We start from the raw sequence: 17,151 nt of genomic DNA, 5'->3' as shown, positions 1-17,151 counted from the left end.
GGCGCAAGACTCTAATCGAGCAATGGCTGCTCCGGCACCGGAAAGCGCAGCGTGAACACGGTGCCGGGGCCTGGGCGCGCGGCAGCGGCCTCGATGCGCCCGCCATGGGCCTCGACAATGCTGCGCACCAGCGCCAGCCCCAGGCCTATGCCCGAGACGGTGGACTCGGCCGTGCCGCGCGTGAAGGGCTCGAACAGCGTCTCCACGGGCAGGTGTGGCGGCAGGCCGGGCCCGCCATCCTGCACGGCCACAAGCACCTCGCCGTCCTGTTCGCGTGCGTGGATGGTCAGCGGCGTGCCGGCCGGCGTGTACTTGGCGGCGTTGTCCAGCAGGTTGACCAGCACGCGCTCCATGAGCACGGCATCGAGCTGCAGCAGCGGCAGGCTGGCGGGCACGTCGGTGCTCACGGGATGCTCGTGCAGGCGCGCGCGCATCTGGCGCAGCGCGCTGCCGACCACTTCATCCAGCGGCAGCCATTCGCGCTGCAGGTGCACGCCGCCTTGCTGCAGGCGCGCCATGTCCAGCAGGTTCTCCACCAGTCGCTGCATGGCCTGGGCCTGGATGCGGACCTGCTCCAGCATGTCGGCTGCGCCGCCCGGCGGCACATGGCGCTGCGCGGCCTCGGCCGCGCCCAGGATGGTGGTCAGCGGCGTGCGCAGGTCGTGCGAGACGGCCGACAGCAAGGTGTTGCGCATGCGCTCGCCCTCCATGGCGATCTGGGTCTGCTGGGCCACGGCCACGAAGTGCTGACGCTCCAGCGCCAGCGCCACCTGGCTGGCACAGGCCTCCAGCAGGCGCTGCTCCTCGGGCACCTCCAGGCGCTGGGGCGCACGCAGTTGCAGCACCAGCACGCCCCGCATGCGCACGGGCGCCGCCAGCGGCACGTAGCGGGCCGGCGCGGCCGGCAGCGTGTCCGTGCCCTGGCCGGCCTGCTGACCGTGGTCCATGGCCCAGCGCGCAATGCTGTCGTCCATGGGGCAGGAGCCGCCGCCGGCGGGGCGCAGGCGCTCGTCGGCATCGGGCAACAGCAGCCCGGCCTGGGCGTCGAACACGCCCGAGACCGTGCTCAGCGCAATCTCCACCACCTGCTCCTGCGTGAGCGCGCCCGAAAGGTCGCGCGCCAGCCGCGCCAGGGCGCCCGCGCGCCGCTCGCGCTCGGCCGCCACGCGCGCCTCGTGGCGCAGCCGCGCCATGAGCTGGCCGCAGACCAGGGCCACGCCCAGCATCAGCACGAAGGTGAACAGGTACTGCGTGTCGTTGACATGGAAGGATCCGCGCGGGGGCACAAAGAAAAAGTCGAAGCACAGTACCGACAGCAGCGCCGCCCAGGCGCCCGGGCCACGCCCCCAGCGCAACGAAGACAGCACGACGATGAGCAGGAACAGCATCACCACGTTGGCCGGGTCGAAGATGCGCAGCAGCTGCTCGGCCAGCACCGTGGCGGTCAAGCAGGCCAGGGTCACGCCGGCATAGCCCTTCCAGGGCAGCGGCCTGCGCCGCAGCGGTGCGGCAGGCGCGGCCTCGGTCCGGGCCGCGCTGGAGCCCCCGGAGAGCACCAGCACGTCGATGTCGGGATGCAGCTGGACGATGCGGTCGGGCAGGCTGCGGCCCCACCAGCGCCAGGGCGACCATGCCGGGCGCGGCGGCTGGGCCAGCACCAGGCGGCTGGCGTTGCGCTCGCGCGCGAAGGCAACCAGGGCCTCGGCCACATCGGCGCCCGGCAGCGTGGCCGTCTCGGCCCCCAGGCGCGCGGCCAGGGCCAGGGTCTTGAGCACGGCGGCCTGCACGCTGCGTGGGCGGTGCTGGCGCTGGGGCGCGTCCACGTACACCACCATCCAGCCAGCATCCAGCCGGCGTGCCATGCGCGCCACCTGGCGCACCAGGGCGTCGTCGCCCGCATGACCTGCCACGGCCACCAGCAGGCGCTCACGCGCAGGCCAGACCGTGCCTATGGAGCGCTCGCGCCGGTAGTCGCGCATGTCCTCGTCCACGCGGTCGGCCGTGCGGCGCAGTGCCAGCTCGCGCAGCGCCAGCAGGTTGCCGCGCCTGAAGAAGTTGCGCGAGGCCCGCTCGGCCTGCTCCATCATGTAGACCTTGCCGTCCTTCAAGCGGCGCAGCAGCTCGTCGGGCGAGATGTCGACGACGATGACCTCGTCGGCATCGTCGAAGATCTGGTCGGGCACGGTCTCGCGCACCGTGATGCCGACGATGCCGCCCACCACGTCGTTCAGGCTTTCCAGGTGCTGCACGTTGATCGTGGTCCAGACATCGATGCCTGCGTCCAGCAGCTCCTGCACGTCCTGCCAACGCTTGGGATGGCGTGAGCCTGGCGCATTGCTGTGCGCCAGTTCATCGAGCAGCAGCACGCGCGGACGCCGCGCGAGCGCCGCATCCAGGTCGAACTCGCGCAGCGTCCGTCCCTGGTGCGGCAGCTCGCGCAGCGGCAGTTGCTCCAGGCCATGCAGCTGCTGCGCCGTTTCCTTGCGGCCATGGGTTTCCACGAGTCCCACCAGAACCTCGCGGCCCCCCTGGCGTTCGCGCTGGGCGGCGGCCAGCATGGCGTAGGTCTTGCCCACGCCTGCATTCGATCCGAAGTAGATGCGCAGCTTGCCCCGCCCCTCCTGCGCCCGCTCATGGCGCAGGCGCGCGACCAGGGCGTCGGGATCGGGGCGCGGCAGACCGGGCGGCGCCGGCTCGGCAGAGGACGAAATGGGCATGGTTCTCAGCCTAGCACCAGAGCGTGCTCCCACACTAGAACGCCGCCGACAGCGACAGCACCCAGCCGCTGCGGCCCAGGCTTTGCATCTGGCCTGCCGCATTGGCCGCGCGGTAGTAGCGCGTGTCGGCCGAGGTGCCGGCCCAGGCCAGCGTGGCCGTCCATGGCCCCCAGCTGCGGGCCAGCGAGACGCGCCAGTCGGCGTACGACAGTTCGCTGTAGTTGCGCACCTGCGTGTGGCCGGCATGCAGGCCCAGCACCGCCCAGTCGCCCAGCGGATGCTGGTAGTTCAGGTCCAGATAGCTGCTGCCGCGTGAGCTGCCGCTGCCGGGAAGTGCCTCGGCAAAGGCCGTGGCCGCCGTGCTGTCGCGCAGGCCGAAGTAAGGCGTCAGCGCCAGCGACCATTTGGCGCTGAAGCCGCCGTGGGTGACGCCCAGATAGGCCTCGGTGGTGTCGTAGCGCACGCCGCCGCTGCCATCCCCGCGGGGCACGCGCGCGCCGGGGTAGTTGTAGTGCAGCAGGCCGATGTCGCCCGTCCAGCCCGGCAGCAGCTCGGTGCGCCAGCCGCCGTACAGGTCCAGCTCCAGCGCGCGGCCGTCCAGATAGCTGTGGCGCGACACGCTGGAGCCGGACACGCCCAGGTAGGCGCCGCGCGGCAGCGACAGCTCCAGCCCGCCCTGCAGCGCCGGCCCCATCCAGCTTTGCGAGATGCCACGGAAACGGTAGTCGCTGAGCAGCGCCACGCTGCCGGTGAGCGCGTAGGCGGGTGCGGGCGATTGCTGGGCATCGGCACTGGCAGCGTTGACTGGGGAGGTCTCGGCCTGGGCATGGCAGGACGCAGCCGCCAGCGACAGCAGTGCAGCCAGTGAGGCACGGGGGAAGAAGCGGGGGACGGCACAAGCGGCCGTCATGGAAGAAGCGGATTTCATCTTGGTTTTTGTACAGAGAAAGCAAGGCGGTGCCTGCCCGGGCGGGCAGGCTTGCCGCCAAAGATCAGGCCAGGCCGAAAGCCACCAGCAGCATGTCGATCAGCTTGATGCCGATGAAGGGGACGACCAGGCCCCCCAGCCCGTAGACCAGCAGGTTGCGCCGCAGCAGGGCCGAGGCGCCGATGGCGTGGTAGGGCACGCCACGCAAGGCCAGCGGTATCAGGACGATGATGATCAGCGCGTTGAAGATCACGGCGCTCAGGATGGCCGAGCCCGGGCTGGCCAGTCCCATGACATTGAGCGCCGACAGCTGCGGATACGTGCCCACGAAGGCGGCCGGGATGATGGCGAAGTACTTGGCCACGTCGTTGGCCACGCTGAAGGTGGTCAGCGCGCCGCGCGTCATCAGCATCTGCTTGCCGGTCTCCACGACCTCGATGAGCTTGGTCGGGTTGCTGTCCAGGTCCACCATGTTGCCGGCTTCCTTGGCCGCCTGGGTGCCGCTGTTCATGGCCACGGCCACGTCGGCCTGGGCCAGGGCGGGTGCGTCATTGGTGCCGTCGCCGGTCATGGCCACCAGCCGGCCGGCGGCCTGGTGTTCGCGGATCAGGCGCAGCTTGTCCTCGGGCGTGGCTTCGGCAAGGTAGTCGTCCACGCCGGCCTCGGCCGCAATGGCGGCGGCCGTGAGCGGATTGTCGCCCGTGATCATCACGGTCTTGATGCCCATGCGGCGCAGCTCGGCAAAGCGTTCGCGTATGCCGTGCTTGACCACGTCCTTGAGCTCGATCACGCCCAGCACGCGGGCGCCATCGGCCACCACCAGCGGCGTGCTGCCGCGCCGCGAGACATCCTCCACCACCTTGAGCATGGCGGGCGGGAACTTGCCGCCCATGGCTTCGACGTGGCGGCGCACGGCGTCGGCCGCGCCCTTGCGCAGGCTGCGCGTGCCGCCGTCGGGCTGCGGCATGTCCACGCCGCTCATGCGCGTCTGGGCCGTGAAGGGCACGAAGACGGCATGCAGGGTTGCCAGGTCACGCTCGCGCAGGCCATGCATTTCCTTGGCCAGCACGACCACGCTGCGGCCCTCGGGTGTCTCGTCGGCCAGTGATGCCAGCTGCGCCGCATCGACCAGCTGCGCGGCCGTCACGCCGGGAGCGGGCAGGAATTCGCTGGCCTGGCGGTTGCCCAGCGTGATGGTGCCGGTCTTGTCCAGCAGCAGCACGTCCACGTCGCCGGCCGCCTCCACGGCGCGGCCCGAAGTGGCGATCACGTTGGCCTGCATCATGCGGCTCATGCCTGCCACGCCAATGGCCGACAGCAGGCCGCCGATGGTGGTCGGGATCAGGCACACCAGCAGGGCGACCAGCACCGTCAGTCCCACGACCTGCCCGCTGCCCGTCAGCTCCACCGCAAAGGCCGAATAGGGCCGCAGCGTGACGATGACCAGCAGGAACAGCAGTGTCAGTCCGACCAGCAAGATGGTCAGCGCCAGTTCGTTGGGCGTCTTGTGGCGGCGGGCCGACTCCACCATGGAGATCATGCGGTCCAGGAAGGACTCGCCGGGGTTCACGGTGATCTGCACCACCAGCCAGTCCGACAGCACGCGCGTGCCGCCGGTGACCGAAGAGAAGTCGCCGCCGGCCTCGCGGATCACGGGGGCCGATTCGCCGGTGATGGCGCTCTCGTCCACCGAGGCCACGCCCTCGATCACCGTGCCGTCCAGCGGTATGGTGTCGCCGGCCTCGACCAGCACCCACATGCCCGAGCGCAGTTCTTCCGCACCCACGGGATGCCAGCGGCTTTGGTAGCTGGCCTGCTCCAGCTTCTTGGCGACCGTGCTGCGCTTCATGCTGCGCAGGCTCGCGGCCTGGGCGCGGCTGCGCCCCTCGGCCAGCGCCTCCGCAAAATTGGCGAACAGCACGGTGAACCACAGCCACAGCGCAATGGCCAGGATGAAGCCCGCAGGCGCCTCGCCCTCGCCCGCCAGGGCCTGGGCCCAGAGCAGGCTGGTGAAGATGGCGCCCAGATAGACCACGAACATCACCGGGTTGCGCCATTGCGCGCTCGGTGCCAGCTTGCGGATGGAGTCACCCAGCGCCTGGCGCACCAGCGAAGGATCGAACAGGGACAAAGCAGTTTTGCGCGACATGGCTTACTCCTTGGCGGCATTGGCTGCCGCAGGCTGCAGCGTCGCGGCCGAGAGATCGTCCAGCGCCAGATTCAACTGCAGCACGTTCACGCGCGGCTCACCCAGCAGGCCCAGAACGCGCGGCTGCATCTGCTGGCGCAGCAGTTCCTGGACCTTGGCCACAGGCAGCTGGCGCTCGCGTGCCACGCGCGACAGCTGCAGCTCGGCATTGGCCACAGAGATGTGCGGATCCAGGCCGGAGGCCGAGGCCGTCACGGCATCCACAGGTACAGCGGCATCTGCCGCCAGACCATTGAGTTCGCGGTAGGCCGCCACGCGCGCCGCCACGGACTCCTTGAGCGCCGCGTGGGTCGACCCCTGGTTGGTGGCAGCCGACAGCGCGGCGTTGTAGGGCGCGGCCACCGTGGCATTGGCCTTGTCGGGATCCGGCGCCGTGGTGGCGCTGGGCCGACCCTGGAAATAACGGGGCGAAGCGAACTCCTGCCCGATCAGGGCCGAGCCCACGACCGAGCCCTGGCGCGTGATCAGGCTGCCATTGGCGGCCTTGGGAAACGCGGCCTGGGCCACGAGCGTGGTGACCAGCGGATACGCCAGGCCCGTGACCACGGCGACGAACAGCGCCGACCGCAGGCTGGGGCCGAACAGCGAGCGCAGCCCGCCGGCATCGGTCTGGGATGGAACCTGCGCATCGGTGCGCAGCACCGGCAACGGGCCGGAAGTGTGTGTTTGAACTTGCATTTCGGAAACCTCCGCCGCGCTGCTGTGTCAGGCACAGCAGGCGGCCAGGAAAAAAACGGGCTCAGGGGTGTTCAGGGATAGACCTGTCCTGACAGCATCTGCAGTTGCTCGACCACAGGGCCCAGGGCCAGCGAAGGCAGGAAGGTCAGTCCACCGACCACTACCACCACGAAGACCAGCAAGCCCATGAACAGCGGCGTGGCCGTCGGGAAGGTGCCCGGCCCCGCAGGCACGGTGGGCTTGGCCGCCAGGCTGCCGGCCAGGGCCAGCATGGGCAGCAGTGTCAGATAGCGGCCAGCCAGCATGGCCAGGCCGATGGTGGTGTTGAAGAACGGCGTGTTCGCATTCAGGCCCGCAAAGGCCGAACCGTTGTTGGCCGTGCCCGAGGCATAGGCATAGAGCACCTCCGAGAAGCCGTGCGGCCCCCGGTTGGTCAGACTGGCCATGGTGTCGGGCCAGACCGCAGCCAACGCCGTGAAGCCCAGGATGGAGATCGGGTGCGCCATCACGGCCAGCATCACCAGCTTGATCTCTCGCGCCTCGATCTTCTTGCCCAGGAACTCGGGCGTGCGGCCGATCATCATGCCGGCCAGGAAGACCGTGAGGATGGCGTACTGCAGCAGGTTGATCAGGCCCACGCCGTCGCCGCCGAACACACAGTTGAGCATCATCTGCGCCAGCGGCACCAGCCCGCCCAGGGGCGTCAGCGAGTCATGCATGGCATTGACCGAGCCCGTGGTCGCGGCCGTGGTCGTAGTCACGAACAGCGCCGTATCGGCGATGCCGAAGCGCAGCTCCTTGCCCTCCATGTTGCCGCCCGGCTGGGTGGCGCTGATCTGCTGGTCGGCACCTGCGGCCGTGAGCAGCGGATTGCCGGCCTGCTCGGCCGTGAACACCAGCGCCAGAAAGCCCACGAACATCACCAGGCAGGCGCCGAACAGCACCCAGCCCTGGCGACGGCGCAGCAGCATGGAGCCAAGCGCATAGGTCAGCGCCGACGGGATCAGCAGCATGCCCAGGATGTGGAATGCGTTGGTCAGCGGCGTGGGGTTCTCGAACGGATGGGCAGCATTCATGCCGAAGAAGCCGCCACCGTTGGTGCCGATGTGCTTGATGCTCTCCAGGCTGGCCACGGGGCCGAGAAGAATCTGCTGGCGAGCGCCCTCCAGCGTCGTCGCCCAGACCTGGCCATCCAGCGTCTGAGGCACACCCTGCCACACATAGACCAGGGCCACCACAAAGCTCAGCGGCAGCATCACGCGCCAGAGCATGCGCACATAGTCCACCCAGTAGTTGCCCAGGTCCGAGGCACTGGAGCGCGCCAGGCCGCGGATGACACCCGCCGCGGCGACCACGCCCGTGGTCGCGCCAGCGAACATCATGAAGGTGATGGCCACCATCTGCGTGGCGTTGGACAGGCTGCTCTCGCCCGAATACGCCTGCCAGTTGGTATTGGTCACAAAGGACACGGCTGTGTTGAAGGCCAGGTCCGGTGTCTGAGCCGCATTGCTCAGCGCATTGAGCGGCATCCAGCCCTGCAGGCGCAGCAGCGCATAGCCCAGCAGCAGCATGGCGCCGTTGGACAGCAGCAGCGCCAGCCCGTAGCGCTGCCAGCCCATGCGCTCGGCCGGGTTCACGCCCAGGGCGCGAAAGCTCAGCCGCTCGATCCAGGCATGGTGCTCACTCGTGAAGCAGCGTGCCAGCCACTGCCCCATGGGCACGGCCAGCGCCGTCATCAGCAGCAGCACCAGTGCATATTCCATCCAGGTCAACCACATGGAGGTCTCCTTTCAGGCAGTCAAATCCGGCCCAGCGCCGCCACGAAGGCCAGCAGGCCCCCGAAGCAGCCCAGGCTCAGGGCGATAAAGATCAGGTCTTGCATCTGCGCCACCTCAGAACTGTTCGGGCCGCAGCAATGCGTATCCGAGGTAGACAAACACAGCCAGGGCGCCCAGGGCGCCCAGCCATCCGGTGATTTCGGTCAGGGTCATAGGGATTTCTCCCGCATCGGCGCCGCATGGCGGCACCTGTTGTTGCGATGGGGAAAACTCTAGGGCCGGGGCTGTCAAAAGCGGATTGAGATTGCGACGTGCCGTATCAAGACGGCATCAAGAAACCAGGGACACGACTTACATCCCTGTTCGCCGATATTCCCGGTGCGAAAGTAGAATGGCGGCCATTTGCGGCCTCGCTTGGCTCCATGCCCCAATGGCCGCCCGCGACAGACATTACGTCTCCCTTTTCTGGCAGGCACCGCCCTGCCTCTGCGCTTTCAATACTGTGTCATACGCCTCTGAAACCCGGCGCCGCCGGACTTTTGCCATCATTTCCCACCCCGACGCGGGCAAGACCACGCTGACCGAGAAGCTGCTGCTGTTCTCGGGCGCGATCCAGATCGCGGGCGCCGTCAAAGGCCGCAAGGCCAGCCGCCATGCCACCTCCGACTGGATGGAAATCGAAAAGCAGCGCGGCATCTCGGTGGCCAGCTCGGTCATGCAGATGAGCTACCGCGACCATGTGGTCAATCTGCTCGACACCCCGGGCCACAAGGACTTCTCGGAAGACACCTACCGCGTGCTCACGGCCGTGGACTCGGCGCTGATGGTGATCGACGCCGCCAACGGCGTGGAATCGCAGACCCGCCGCCTGATCGAGGTCTGCCGCCAGCGCGACACCCCCATCATCACTTTCGTCAACAAGATGGACCGCGAAGTGCGCGATCCGCTGGACATTCTTGACGAAGTGGAGCGCGAGCTGGGCATGCCCTGCTGCCCCGTCACCTGGCCCGTGGGCCAGGGCAAGCAGTTTGGCGGCATCATCAACCTGCTCACCCAGACCATGACGGTATTCCAGCCTGGCAGCGAACGCCGCCCCCAGGACTTCGAGGCCATTCCCCTGGCCGAGGCCGACAAGCTGCGTGCGCGCTTCGGGCAGGCCTTTGACGACGCGCTCGACAGCATGGAACTGGCCCAGGGCGCCTCGGCCCCCTGGGACCATGAGGCCTTCCTGGCCGGCAAGCTCACGCCGGTCTTCTTCGGCTCGGGCGTGAACAACTTCGGTGTCATGGAAGTGCTGGATGCCGTGGTCGACATGTCGCCCCCGCCCGGCCCCCGCAAAAGCTCGCTGCTGGTCAACAAGCAGCCTGTGGAAAAGATCATCCACCCCGAGGACGAAGGCTTCTCCGGCGTGGTCTTCAAGGTCCAGGCCAACATGGATGCCAACCACCGCGACCGCATCGCCTTCGTGCGCGTGGCCTCGGGCAAGTACACGCCCGGCATGAAGATGAAGGTGCAGCGCACCGCCAAGGAACTGCGCCCCACCTCGGTCGTGACCTTCATGAGCCAGCGCCGCGAAGCCGTCGAAGAAGCCTATGCGGGCGACATCATCGGCTTCACCACGCATGGTGGCGTGCAGTTGGGCGACACCATCACCGACGGCGCGAGCCTGCAATTCACGGGCCTGCCCTTCTTCGCCCCTGAAATGTTCATGACCGTGGTGCTCAAGAACCCGCTGCGCACCAAGCAGCTGCAGCAGGGCCTGATGCAGCTGGGCGAGGAAGGCGCCATCCAGGTCTTCAAACCCGAAGCCGGCGGCAACATGCTGCTGGGCGCCGTGGGCCAGCTGCAGTTCGAAGTGGTGCAGCACCGCCTGAACACCGAATACGACTGCGACATCCGCCTGGAAGGCTGCCAGTACACGGCCGCCCGCTGGATCACGGCCGACACGCCGGGCGAACTGCGCGAATTCGAGAACGCCTACCCACTGCGCATGGCGCGCGATGCGGCCGACACGCTGGCCTATCTGTGCACGTCACCGTATGACGTGCGGCTGGCGCAGGAGCGGTTTCCGAAGATCCATTTCCATCCGCTGCGCGAGCATGCGGGGTTGGCGTTGCAAGTCAGCGCTTAACTTACCGACAATCGCCAGGCGCACCAGTAGTCCGATGTTCAATAAAAAAAAATCGTATTCATTGAGATTTTATGCAACCGCAGGATGGCTCGCATGGATACTTTACGAAGCCATCAAGCGTCTTACTCAATATTTACCAGAACCTGGTGCGCCCCTTAATTCAGATGCCCATTGGGTTTACATACCCAATGCGAAGAAAATTCTGTCCGACCCTTGGGGTTTTCTAACGCAATCACCCGAAAGTTATCACGTAGCACCCATGGGCTATATTTGGCCGGCGCTCTGGGGAGCGAGCCCAACAGATACCCAGATAGCCAATTGCGCCATCTTCTTGATTTCTGTCATATTGATATGGCATTGTGCCCAACGACTGGGTGGCTGGTGGGCCGGAACTGTAGCATCCTGTTTGCTGGTTTACCATCCTACGCTCATTTACTACATCCCGCAAGTTCTGACAGAGTCCCTTTATCTATTTGGACTTTTACTTTTTACAGCAGCAACCATTGAATATGTTCTTAATCCAAAATTACGCATATTTTGGCTTGGACTTCTTTCCTGCGGACTATCAATTACACTGCTTACCCGCCCCGTTTTGCAGTACTTTGCCTTACTCTCCTTGGCAATTTTCATTTTAGTATCACTGCGGATTGGACGAAGGCAATCATCTTCCTCCGAAAGATGGGTCTCAGTTGATAAGATCGTGAACCGTCAACTATGCATTGCATTGATGCTCGCCTTATTACTACCAGCCGCTACCGTTATTAAAAATAGCGCTTATTTCAACGTATGGGGAATAAGCACCGGAACGGGAGCAGCCTTATACTATGGAATCAGCCCATTCAAAATGGGACTTGAACCCGCATTCTCTGGATTTAGCTATGATGCTAGCGTTATCCCTGGCACAGCTGACCCCGAAACACTCGGCAATCCACTGATGCGCAGGGCGGACGAAATTAACAAACAGGTCGCAATTGAGATAATAAAAAATACATCACTGCTTGACAATCTTAAATTCTTTCTTTTTAAATTCAAGACTTGGATATTTTATAGCACCCCGGAATTGCGTACTGAACCCAAGCGTACCGTCCGAGTTTTCGAGTTGATGTCCATTGCATTCGCATCGATTGTTATGGCATGGCGCCTCAGCCTCTCAAAATCCAGTCTCCCAATACTCCCTGGATGTCACGAAAAACCTCACAAAAAACTCACGCTGATCAGTGGCCTATTGGTGGCAACTTTAGGAATGGCCATTCAATTAACCCCTGTCCTTTACAATGATCGCTACAACCTTTTCTTCATGGAGCCTTGGCTAATTATACTTACAGGCGTGAGCATTGCGGTGCTGCTTCAAATACCCAAACTCACTCCCGTATCGCCATCAAACCTGCTTACGCTCGATGGAATGGGCGTCAAGGCCAGCTGGGGAGCGAAGGTATTGATTGCCGGTTTGATTCTTGCGACTGTTCCTTCCGCACTCACCAGATACTCGCTGCGCTACGAAACCTGGGGCATGGATCCTCATCGTCCAGGACCTACCCTTAAATTGCTTGACAGCAGTGCGATGGGCACCATCGATTCGGCCACAGCCACATTTCAGGGCGATGATCGATGGCTTCTGGAATCTCATAGCGCCGTACTACGGCTACCCATCGCACCACCCGATCCCGATGCGCTATCACATACGCAAATAATGGATGCGATTTGGCGCCTGCGGTTTGCGGTATCGACTCCACCAAATGCTCCCCGCTCATGCCGAAAAGCTCGTGTGACACTAGGCAATAGCCTAGCTGTGTCGCGACATAGTTTTCCAGTAGAACAGGTTATCAATTTGAAGCTTGATGCGACTATGCATACCTACGCAATCTTCGGAAACGATCAATTGCGCCCTGCTGGCACAGGCCACCTTGATATCAGCTTTGCCTGCCCACCAGGAACTCTGGTGACATGGGGAGCCGCCGAGTTGCTAGGCGTTGCAACGCCTCAAGCCGCTCGCGCCCTCATACGGGATGGCACGCCGATCAATCCTTATCGGGGAGATATCCTACAATAAGGCGAAATATTATTGGCTCTTTAATGATTTTTACCTAGCAAAATCAAGAAGCATTTCTCACCATTATGTTATGCCCAAGAAGATAAATAACCCTTTTATTTTACTTTTCTCGCTATTATTAACCTTCTACGGTTACTGGCTTATGACCTTCTGGCCAGGGATTCTTGGCGAAGATAGCCTGGGAATTCTTCTGGAAGTTCTAGACCCTGAAAAGCAGAACTCAGGAAAACCAGCCTTCTGGTATTATTTTGTTCGAGTGTTCTATGAAGGACATCAGAGGGCCGAGGTACCCATTGGGGCTATGCTGCTCATGAGTGCCGCCATACTGGCTCGTATACTGGCATGGTGTTGGGATCAGAAAATATACAAGACGACGATCTTCCTTCTGTTTTTTGTCTGCCTAACGCCACATTTGATTTTCTTTGCTGGCTCGCTTTATCCAGACGGGATCTACTCCATCGCCATCGCCGGACTGCTTTTTGAAATATGGCTTATAGCAAAAGCCAAAAAAGCCCAGGCAGCCTCATTGTTCATCATTGCACTGACATTGCCTATTTCCGCATTTGCTCGACCTAACGGAATCATCTTTCTCATACCGATCTTTATACTAATATTCCTCGTTGAACGTCGAAGCAAGATTCTATTAAGCGTCATTCTCCTTTCTTGGACAGCGTTAATGGCAGTAGGCATGAATGCCCACCGGTCTGCAAGCCATGGCGCCATCTACCCGATGGCCATTTTCGAAACTGTCAATTTTTTGCAACCTCGCCCCATGAACTTGTGGACGGCAAGCCCCAGGCTCTCACCTCTGACAGTCGAGACATTGGAAAAAAATCATCCTCTGGAAACTTACATAAAGAATTACGATCCCGACTATTGGGACACACTGAACTTCAAGCCAGACGGACCGCGCGTGATGTCCATTCCAAAAACCGACAGAAAGATAATTACCAAGGAGTTTCTGCGCTATAACGTATGGCACAACATTCCAAAATTCATGGGCAGCCGAGTTAATATCTTCTTGGCATCCGCCTTCGCCGACGGGGGGTTACCAGGGTTCGGTTATGCCAAGCATGTACTGGATTTTGTGAAATCAGAATCTATCTTCCGTAAATTCAATTTAAAAACATCAGAAGATTTCCTCTTCGGCATGTTTGATGTTAGCTACACATACCGCTGGATATTCTGGACTCCATTCCTTGGCATTGCACTATTGATATGGGCAATTCGCCAAGGATTCAATCTGCGCGATATCCCAATATTATTAATTTCCCTTCCTATGCTCATCCAGTTGGGGGCAATTTTCATATTCTCGATCGCAGCGGAATATCGATATTTACTACCATTCTTCACACTGTCATTAGTTTTGCTGCCAATTTTTTCAATGCGGAAAAATGAGCCTAGCAAAACATGATGCGAACCTGACATTATTTTATGACACTTCTTCTCACGTTCCTCACAATAATCTGTGTTGTATGCATTTCTCTGGGCCAAATTCTCTTTAAGAAGGCGGCCTTTGCCATTCCCATTGACGCGACGTGGATGGATTGGGTCTTAAATGGGTGGTTGATCACATCACTTGCACTCTATGGTGTCACCACGCTGGGCTGGATTTGGATACTGCGCCAAGCGCCGTTGCACCTCGCCTATCCTTTCATGGGCCTTGCCTTCATCATTGTTCCTACTCTGGCGTGGTTGCTCCTGGGTGAGCCCTTGCACTGGCGCACGCTTGTCGGAGGCACACTGATACTTGCCGGTGTCGCTCTAGCGTCTCAGTAAATAGAAAGAACAGAACATGCGTATAGCCGTCGCCATCCCCTGCTACAAGGTCACCCAGCATGTGCTCGGTGTCATCCATGCCATCGGCCCCGAGGTCGAGGTCATCTATGCCGTGGACGATGCCTGCCCCGCCGGCAGCGGACGCTTCATTGAGGAACACAACACCGACCCGCGCGTACGTGTGCTCTACAACCCAGAGAACCGTGGCGTCGGCGGAGCCATCGTCACAGCCTACAAGGCAGCCATTGCCGACGGCATGGAGATCGTGGTCAAGATTGACGGCGACGGCCAGATGGACCCTTCATTGCTGCCGCTGTTCGTGCGGCCACTGCTGCGCAAACAGGCCGACTACACCAAGGGCAACCGTTTCTACCGGCCGGAGTCCGTGCAGGATATGCCGCCTGTGCGCCTGTTCGGCAATGCGGTTCTGTCCTTCATGACCAAGCTCAGCTGCGGCTACTGGAACGTGATGGACCCCACCAACGGCTACACCGCCGTGCGCACCTGCGTGCTGGCCGAGTTGCCACTGGACAAGCTGGAGAACCGCTACTTCTTCGAGACCGACATGCTGTTTCGCTTGAACACGGTGCGCGCCGTAGTCAAGGATGTGCCCATGGATTCTGTCTACGCGGATGAAGAATCCAACCTCAAGATCGGCAAGGTGCTGCCTGAGTTCCTGCGCAAGCATGCTTCGCGCCTATGGCGGCGCTACGTCTACAACTATCTGGTGCGCGACTTCAATATAGGCACGATATACAGCCTGAGCGGTACGCTGCTTGTCTTGTTGGGCACACTCTTCGGTCTCTGGCATTGGATTGGGAGCGGCAGCCATCCCGCGACCAGCGGCACCGTCATGCTTGCGGCCCTGCCCATCATCATCGGTATCCAGTGCCTGATCGCCTTTCTGCACTATGACGTCGACAGTGTTCCCTCCGAGCCTGTCAGCCTTTCTCTGGAAGACTCGGCCAATTGATACGTAACGATCAACGTATCCAGTACGCCACCCCGTCGCACAGTCCAATGCAAAAACATCTTCGTCTTTCCTTGGCGGTGCTTGCACTTGCATGTACCGCCGCTGCCAGCGGATCGCAAGCGGCCTCACCTTCTCGGTCGCCGCTTATCCTCGCTCCCAGCATCGAAGGATGGTTCATCTGCGATGAGGCTGCTGGCAATGCGAAGTTGAGAACGCTCGAGGAATTGTTCAATTTCTGCCGCACGAGAGGCCTTGATGGTGCTCCAGCCATCGAGCAATTGCTGAACAAGCTGGAGCCGGGTGGACCTCAAGGCTCCGTCCAAGTGGGCTACACCATCACCCTGCCCCTGCTGACGCTGTATGGGCATACCCCTCAAGGCTGGGAGATCGACGCATCCCGTGTGGAAAGCTTTTTGAATGTCATCCGCAAGGTGGAGCGCCCGGTTGTGGTCTATCTCATGGCAGATCACTTCGACTCCACGGGCCCCATCGTCGTCGACCTTGCCCAAGATCCTCGCAACCTGATGCAGTTGCGTGATGGCAAACGATTGGAGCTTGGCTATTTCGGCTATCGGATCATGCCGTACACGCTGTCGGATGACCCCGCCATTGCCGTCAACCTGTACCGTTTCAAGGCGCTGGAGTACGTTGCAAAGAGAATCCGAGCGCTTCCCGAGGCGGTGCAAAAGCGCATCGTCGCCTACACGCTGCCGGGCGAACTGCACCACATGTTCCCTGACTTCCAGAACGGCATGGGCGCCTACCAATCCATCCAAGTCACAGACTACAGTCCGGATTCCGTTGCAGGCTTTCGGCGCTGGTTGCAGTCCAAGTACAAGGATGTGGGACAGCTGAAAATGCAGACCGGACTGGACTATCCTTCGTTTGATGCCGTCCCAGCCCCATCCAAGGACATTCGCAAGGAGCGCCTGAGCTCCTTTGGCGAGCACTATGACGCCTTCGCAGGTGGCACGCTGCCGATTGCAGGCTGGCTGTGGGACCCTGAGCAGGCCGTGAAAAAGCTGGATCTGTACGTGGATGGCAAATTCGTCGCGCCTGTTGCCCGCGGCCTGGGCAGGCTGGATGTCTACCGTGCCTTGGATGCGATCACCGATCCCAACACTGGCTTTCGGCATGACTTGGACTATCGAGACCTGCCGCCAGGAAAGCACATCGCACAGGTCGTTGCCGCAACCCATGAACGACGGTACCTGCTGGCCAATGTGGAGTTTATGGTCGTTCCGCGCGACCAGAGCAAGGTATCGGCACAGCCGCCCAAGCGACTGGGATGGATGCAGCGGATCTCAACGCTGCGCGGAGTGCGCACCTGGCTGGACATGCCGGCCGGACCGCAAGACCTCTACTACAACCCGTTGGCGCACGACTGGAACACCTACCGCGAATCGCAGGTGTACGGTCTTCTGAAAGCCTTCCACCAAAAGGCCGTAGATGCAGGGCTGCCGGCTGAAAAAATCTACTCGCATCAGATCGTGGCGAATGTGAACTCGTCCTGGAACCCGCAATTGCTTGCCTCCGACAAGACGATCGGTGGCGATACACCCTGGCGAACCGGCGTGAACATGTATGGCGGCACCACCAACAGCGAGTGGATGCGCAACTACATGAGGCAAATTGGCATCACCAGTTACGGCGTCCCAGAGTTCAACCCGCAGCAGTGGAAGCGCGAAGGACCGCACCTGAAAGCCATGCAGTCGCACTATGACAACGGCGCAACCTTCATCAGTCCCTACTACTTCTCGCTGATTCCCGCCCGCCTGGGCGCGGCCGAACACGGCGTCAACCGCATGGAACTGTCCCCCGACAACCCCAAGGACGGCTCCGACAAGTTCTACAAGGCCATCGTCGAGTTCGCCAGGCAGTAGGATGGAGCCCTTGCGCGCACGGTCC

The 17,151-nt window shown here is 62.0% G+C and carries 12 protein-coding genes; 6 read left to right on the top strand and 6 right to left on the bottom strand.

Annotated features, from left to right (window positions below):
* Positions 1-11: 11 nt before the first annotated feature.
* The 6 genes from HFGMBDPB_RS00365 to HFGMBDPB_RS00340 all read right to left on the bottom strand — a co-directional run bounded on the left by HFGMBDPB_RS00365 (position 12) and on the right by HFGMBDPB_RS00340 (position 8,523).
* Positions 12-2,717 (bottom strand): DUF4118 domain-containing protein, encoded by a 2,706-nt coding sequence (locus HFGMBDPB_RS00365; protein ID WP_016448465.1) that lies wholly within the window; start codon positions 2,715-2,717, stop codon positions 12-14.
* Positions 2,718-2,751: 34 nt separating this feature from the next.
* Entirely contained in the window at positions 2,752-3,627 is an 876-nt protein-coding gene (locus tag HFGMBDPB_RS00360; RefSeq protein ID WP_016448466.1) for a TorF family putative porin, read from the bottom strand.
* 82 nt (positions 3,628-3,709) lie between these two features.
* Positions 3,710-5,794 (bottom strand): potassium-transporting ATPase subunit KdpB, encoded by a 2,085-nt coding sequence (kdpB, locus tag HFGMBDPB_RS00355; RefSeq protein WP_016452759.1) that lies wholly within the window; start codon positions 5,792-5,794, stop codon positions 3,710-3,712.
* A gap of 3 nt (positions 5,795-5,797) precedes the next feature.
* Positions 5,798-6,532, bottom strand: a complete 735-nt coding sequence (kdpC, locus tag HFGMBDPB_RS00350; protein WP_212644685.1) for a potassium-transporting ATPase subunit KdpC — start codon at positions 6,530-6,532, stop codon at positions 5,798-5,800.
* A gap of 71 nt (positions 6,533-6,603) precedes the next feature.
* Complete coding sequence (gene kdpA / locus HFGMBDPB_RS00345) at positions 6,604-8,310, bottom strand: potassium-transporting ATPase subunit KdpA (RefSeq protein ID WP_016448469.1); 1,707 nt, start codon at positions 8,308-8,310, stop codon at positions 6,604-6,606.
* A 114-nt stretch (positions 8,311-8,424) separates the two neighbouring features.
* Positions 8,425-8,523, bottom strand: a complete 99-nt coding sequence (locus tag HFGMBDPB_RS00340) for a potassium-transporting ATPase subunit F (protein ID WP_013800438.1) — start codon at positions 8,521-8,523, stop codon at positions 8,425-8,427.
* A gap of 289 nt (positions 8,524-8,812) precedes the next feature.
* Between HFGMBDPB_RS00340 and HFGMBDPB_RS00335 the strand changes: the two genes are divergently transcribed.
* The 6 genes from HFGMBDPB_RS00335 to HFGMBDPB_RS00310 all read left to right on the top strand — a co-directional run bounded on the left by HFGMBDPB_RS00335 (position 8,813) and on the right by HFGMBDPB_RS00310 (position 17,126).
* Positions 8,813-10,441, top strand: a complete 1,629-nt coding sequence (locus HFGMBDPB_RS00335) for a peptide chain release factor 3 (RefSeq protein WP_212644684.1) — start codon at positions 8,813-8,815, stop codon at positions 10,439-10,441.
* 34 nt (positions 10,442-10,475) lie between these two features.
* The gene (locus HFGMBDPB_RS00330) at positions 10,476-12,491 is read left to right on the top strand and encodes a hypothetical protein (RefSeq protein WP_212644683.1); all 2,016 of its coding nucleotides are present in this window, start codon (positions 10,476-10,478) and stop codon (positions 12,489-12,491) included.
* Positions 12,492-12,561: 70 nt separating this feature from the next.
* Positions 12,562-13,905: a hypothetical protein gene (locus HFGMBDPB_RS00325; RefSeq protein ID WP_212644682.1), complete on the top strand. Its 1,344-nt coding sequence runs from the start codon at positions 12,562-12,564 to the stop codon at positions 13,903-13,905.
* Between the two features lie 20 nt (positions 13,906-13,925).
* Complete coding sequence (locus tag HFGMBDPB_RS00320) at positions 13,926-14,270, top strand: DMT family transporter (protein ID WP_212644681.1); 345 nt, start codon at positions 13,926-13,928, stop codon at positions 14,268-14,270.
* Positions 14,271-14,286: 16 nt separating this feature from the next.
* A complete protein-coding gene (locus tag HFGMBDPB_RS00315) occupies positions 14,287-15,243 on the top strand; it encodes a glycosyltransferase family 2 protein (RefSeq protein WP_212644680.1) in 957 nt (318 codons plus the stop codon).
* A 47-nt stretch (positions 15,244-15,290) separates the two neighbouring features.
* Positions 15,291-17,126, top strand: coding sequence for a hypothetical protein (locus HFGMBDPB_RS00310; RefSeq protein ID WP_212644679.1), 1,836 nt, complete (start codon positions 15,291-15,293; stop codon positions 17,124-17,126).
* The last annotated feature ends 25 nt before the right edge of the window (positions 17,127-17,151 follow it).

Source organism: Delftia sp. PE138, from assembly GCF_018320755.1.
GTDB classification, from domain to species: domain Bacteria; phylum Pseudomonadota; class Gammaproteobacteria; order Burkholderiales; family Burkholderiaceae_C; genus Comamonas; species Comamonas tsuruhatensis.
The sequence above is the reverse complement of the archived record's forward strand: the minus strand, read 5'-3'. Positions and strand labels throughout refer to the sequence as shown.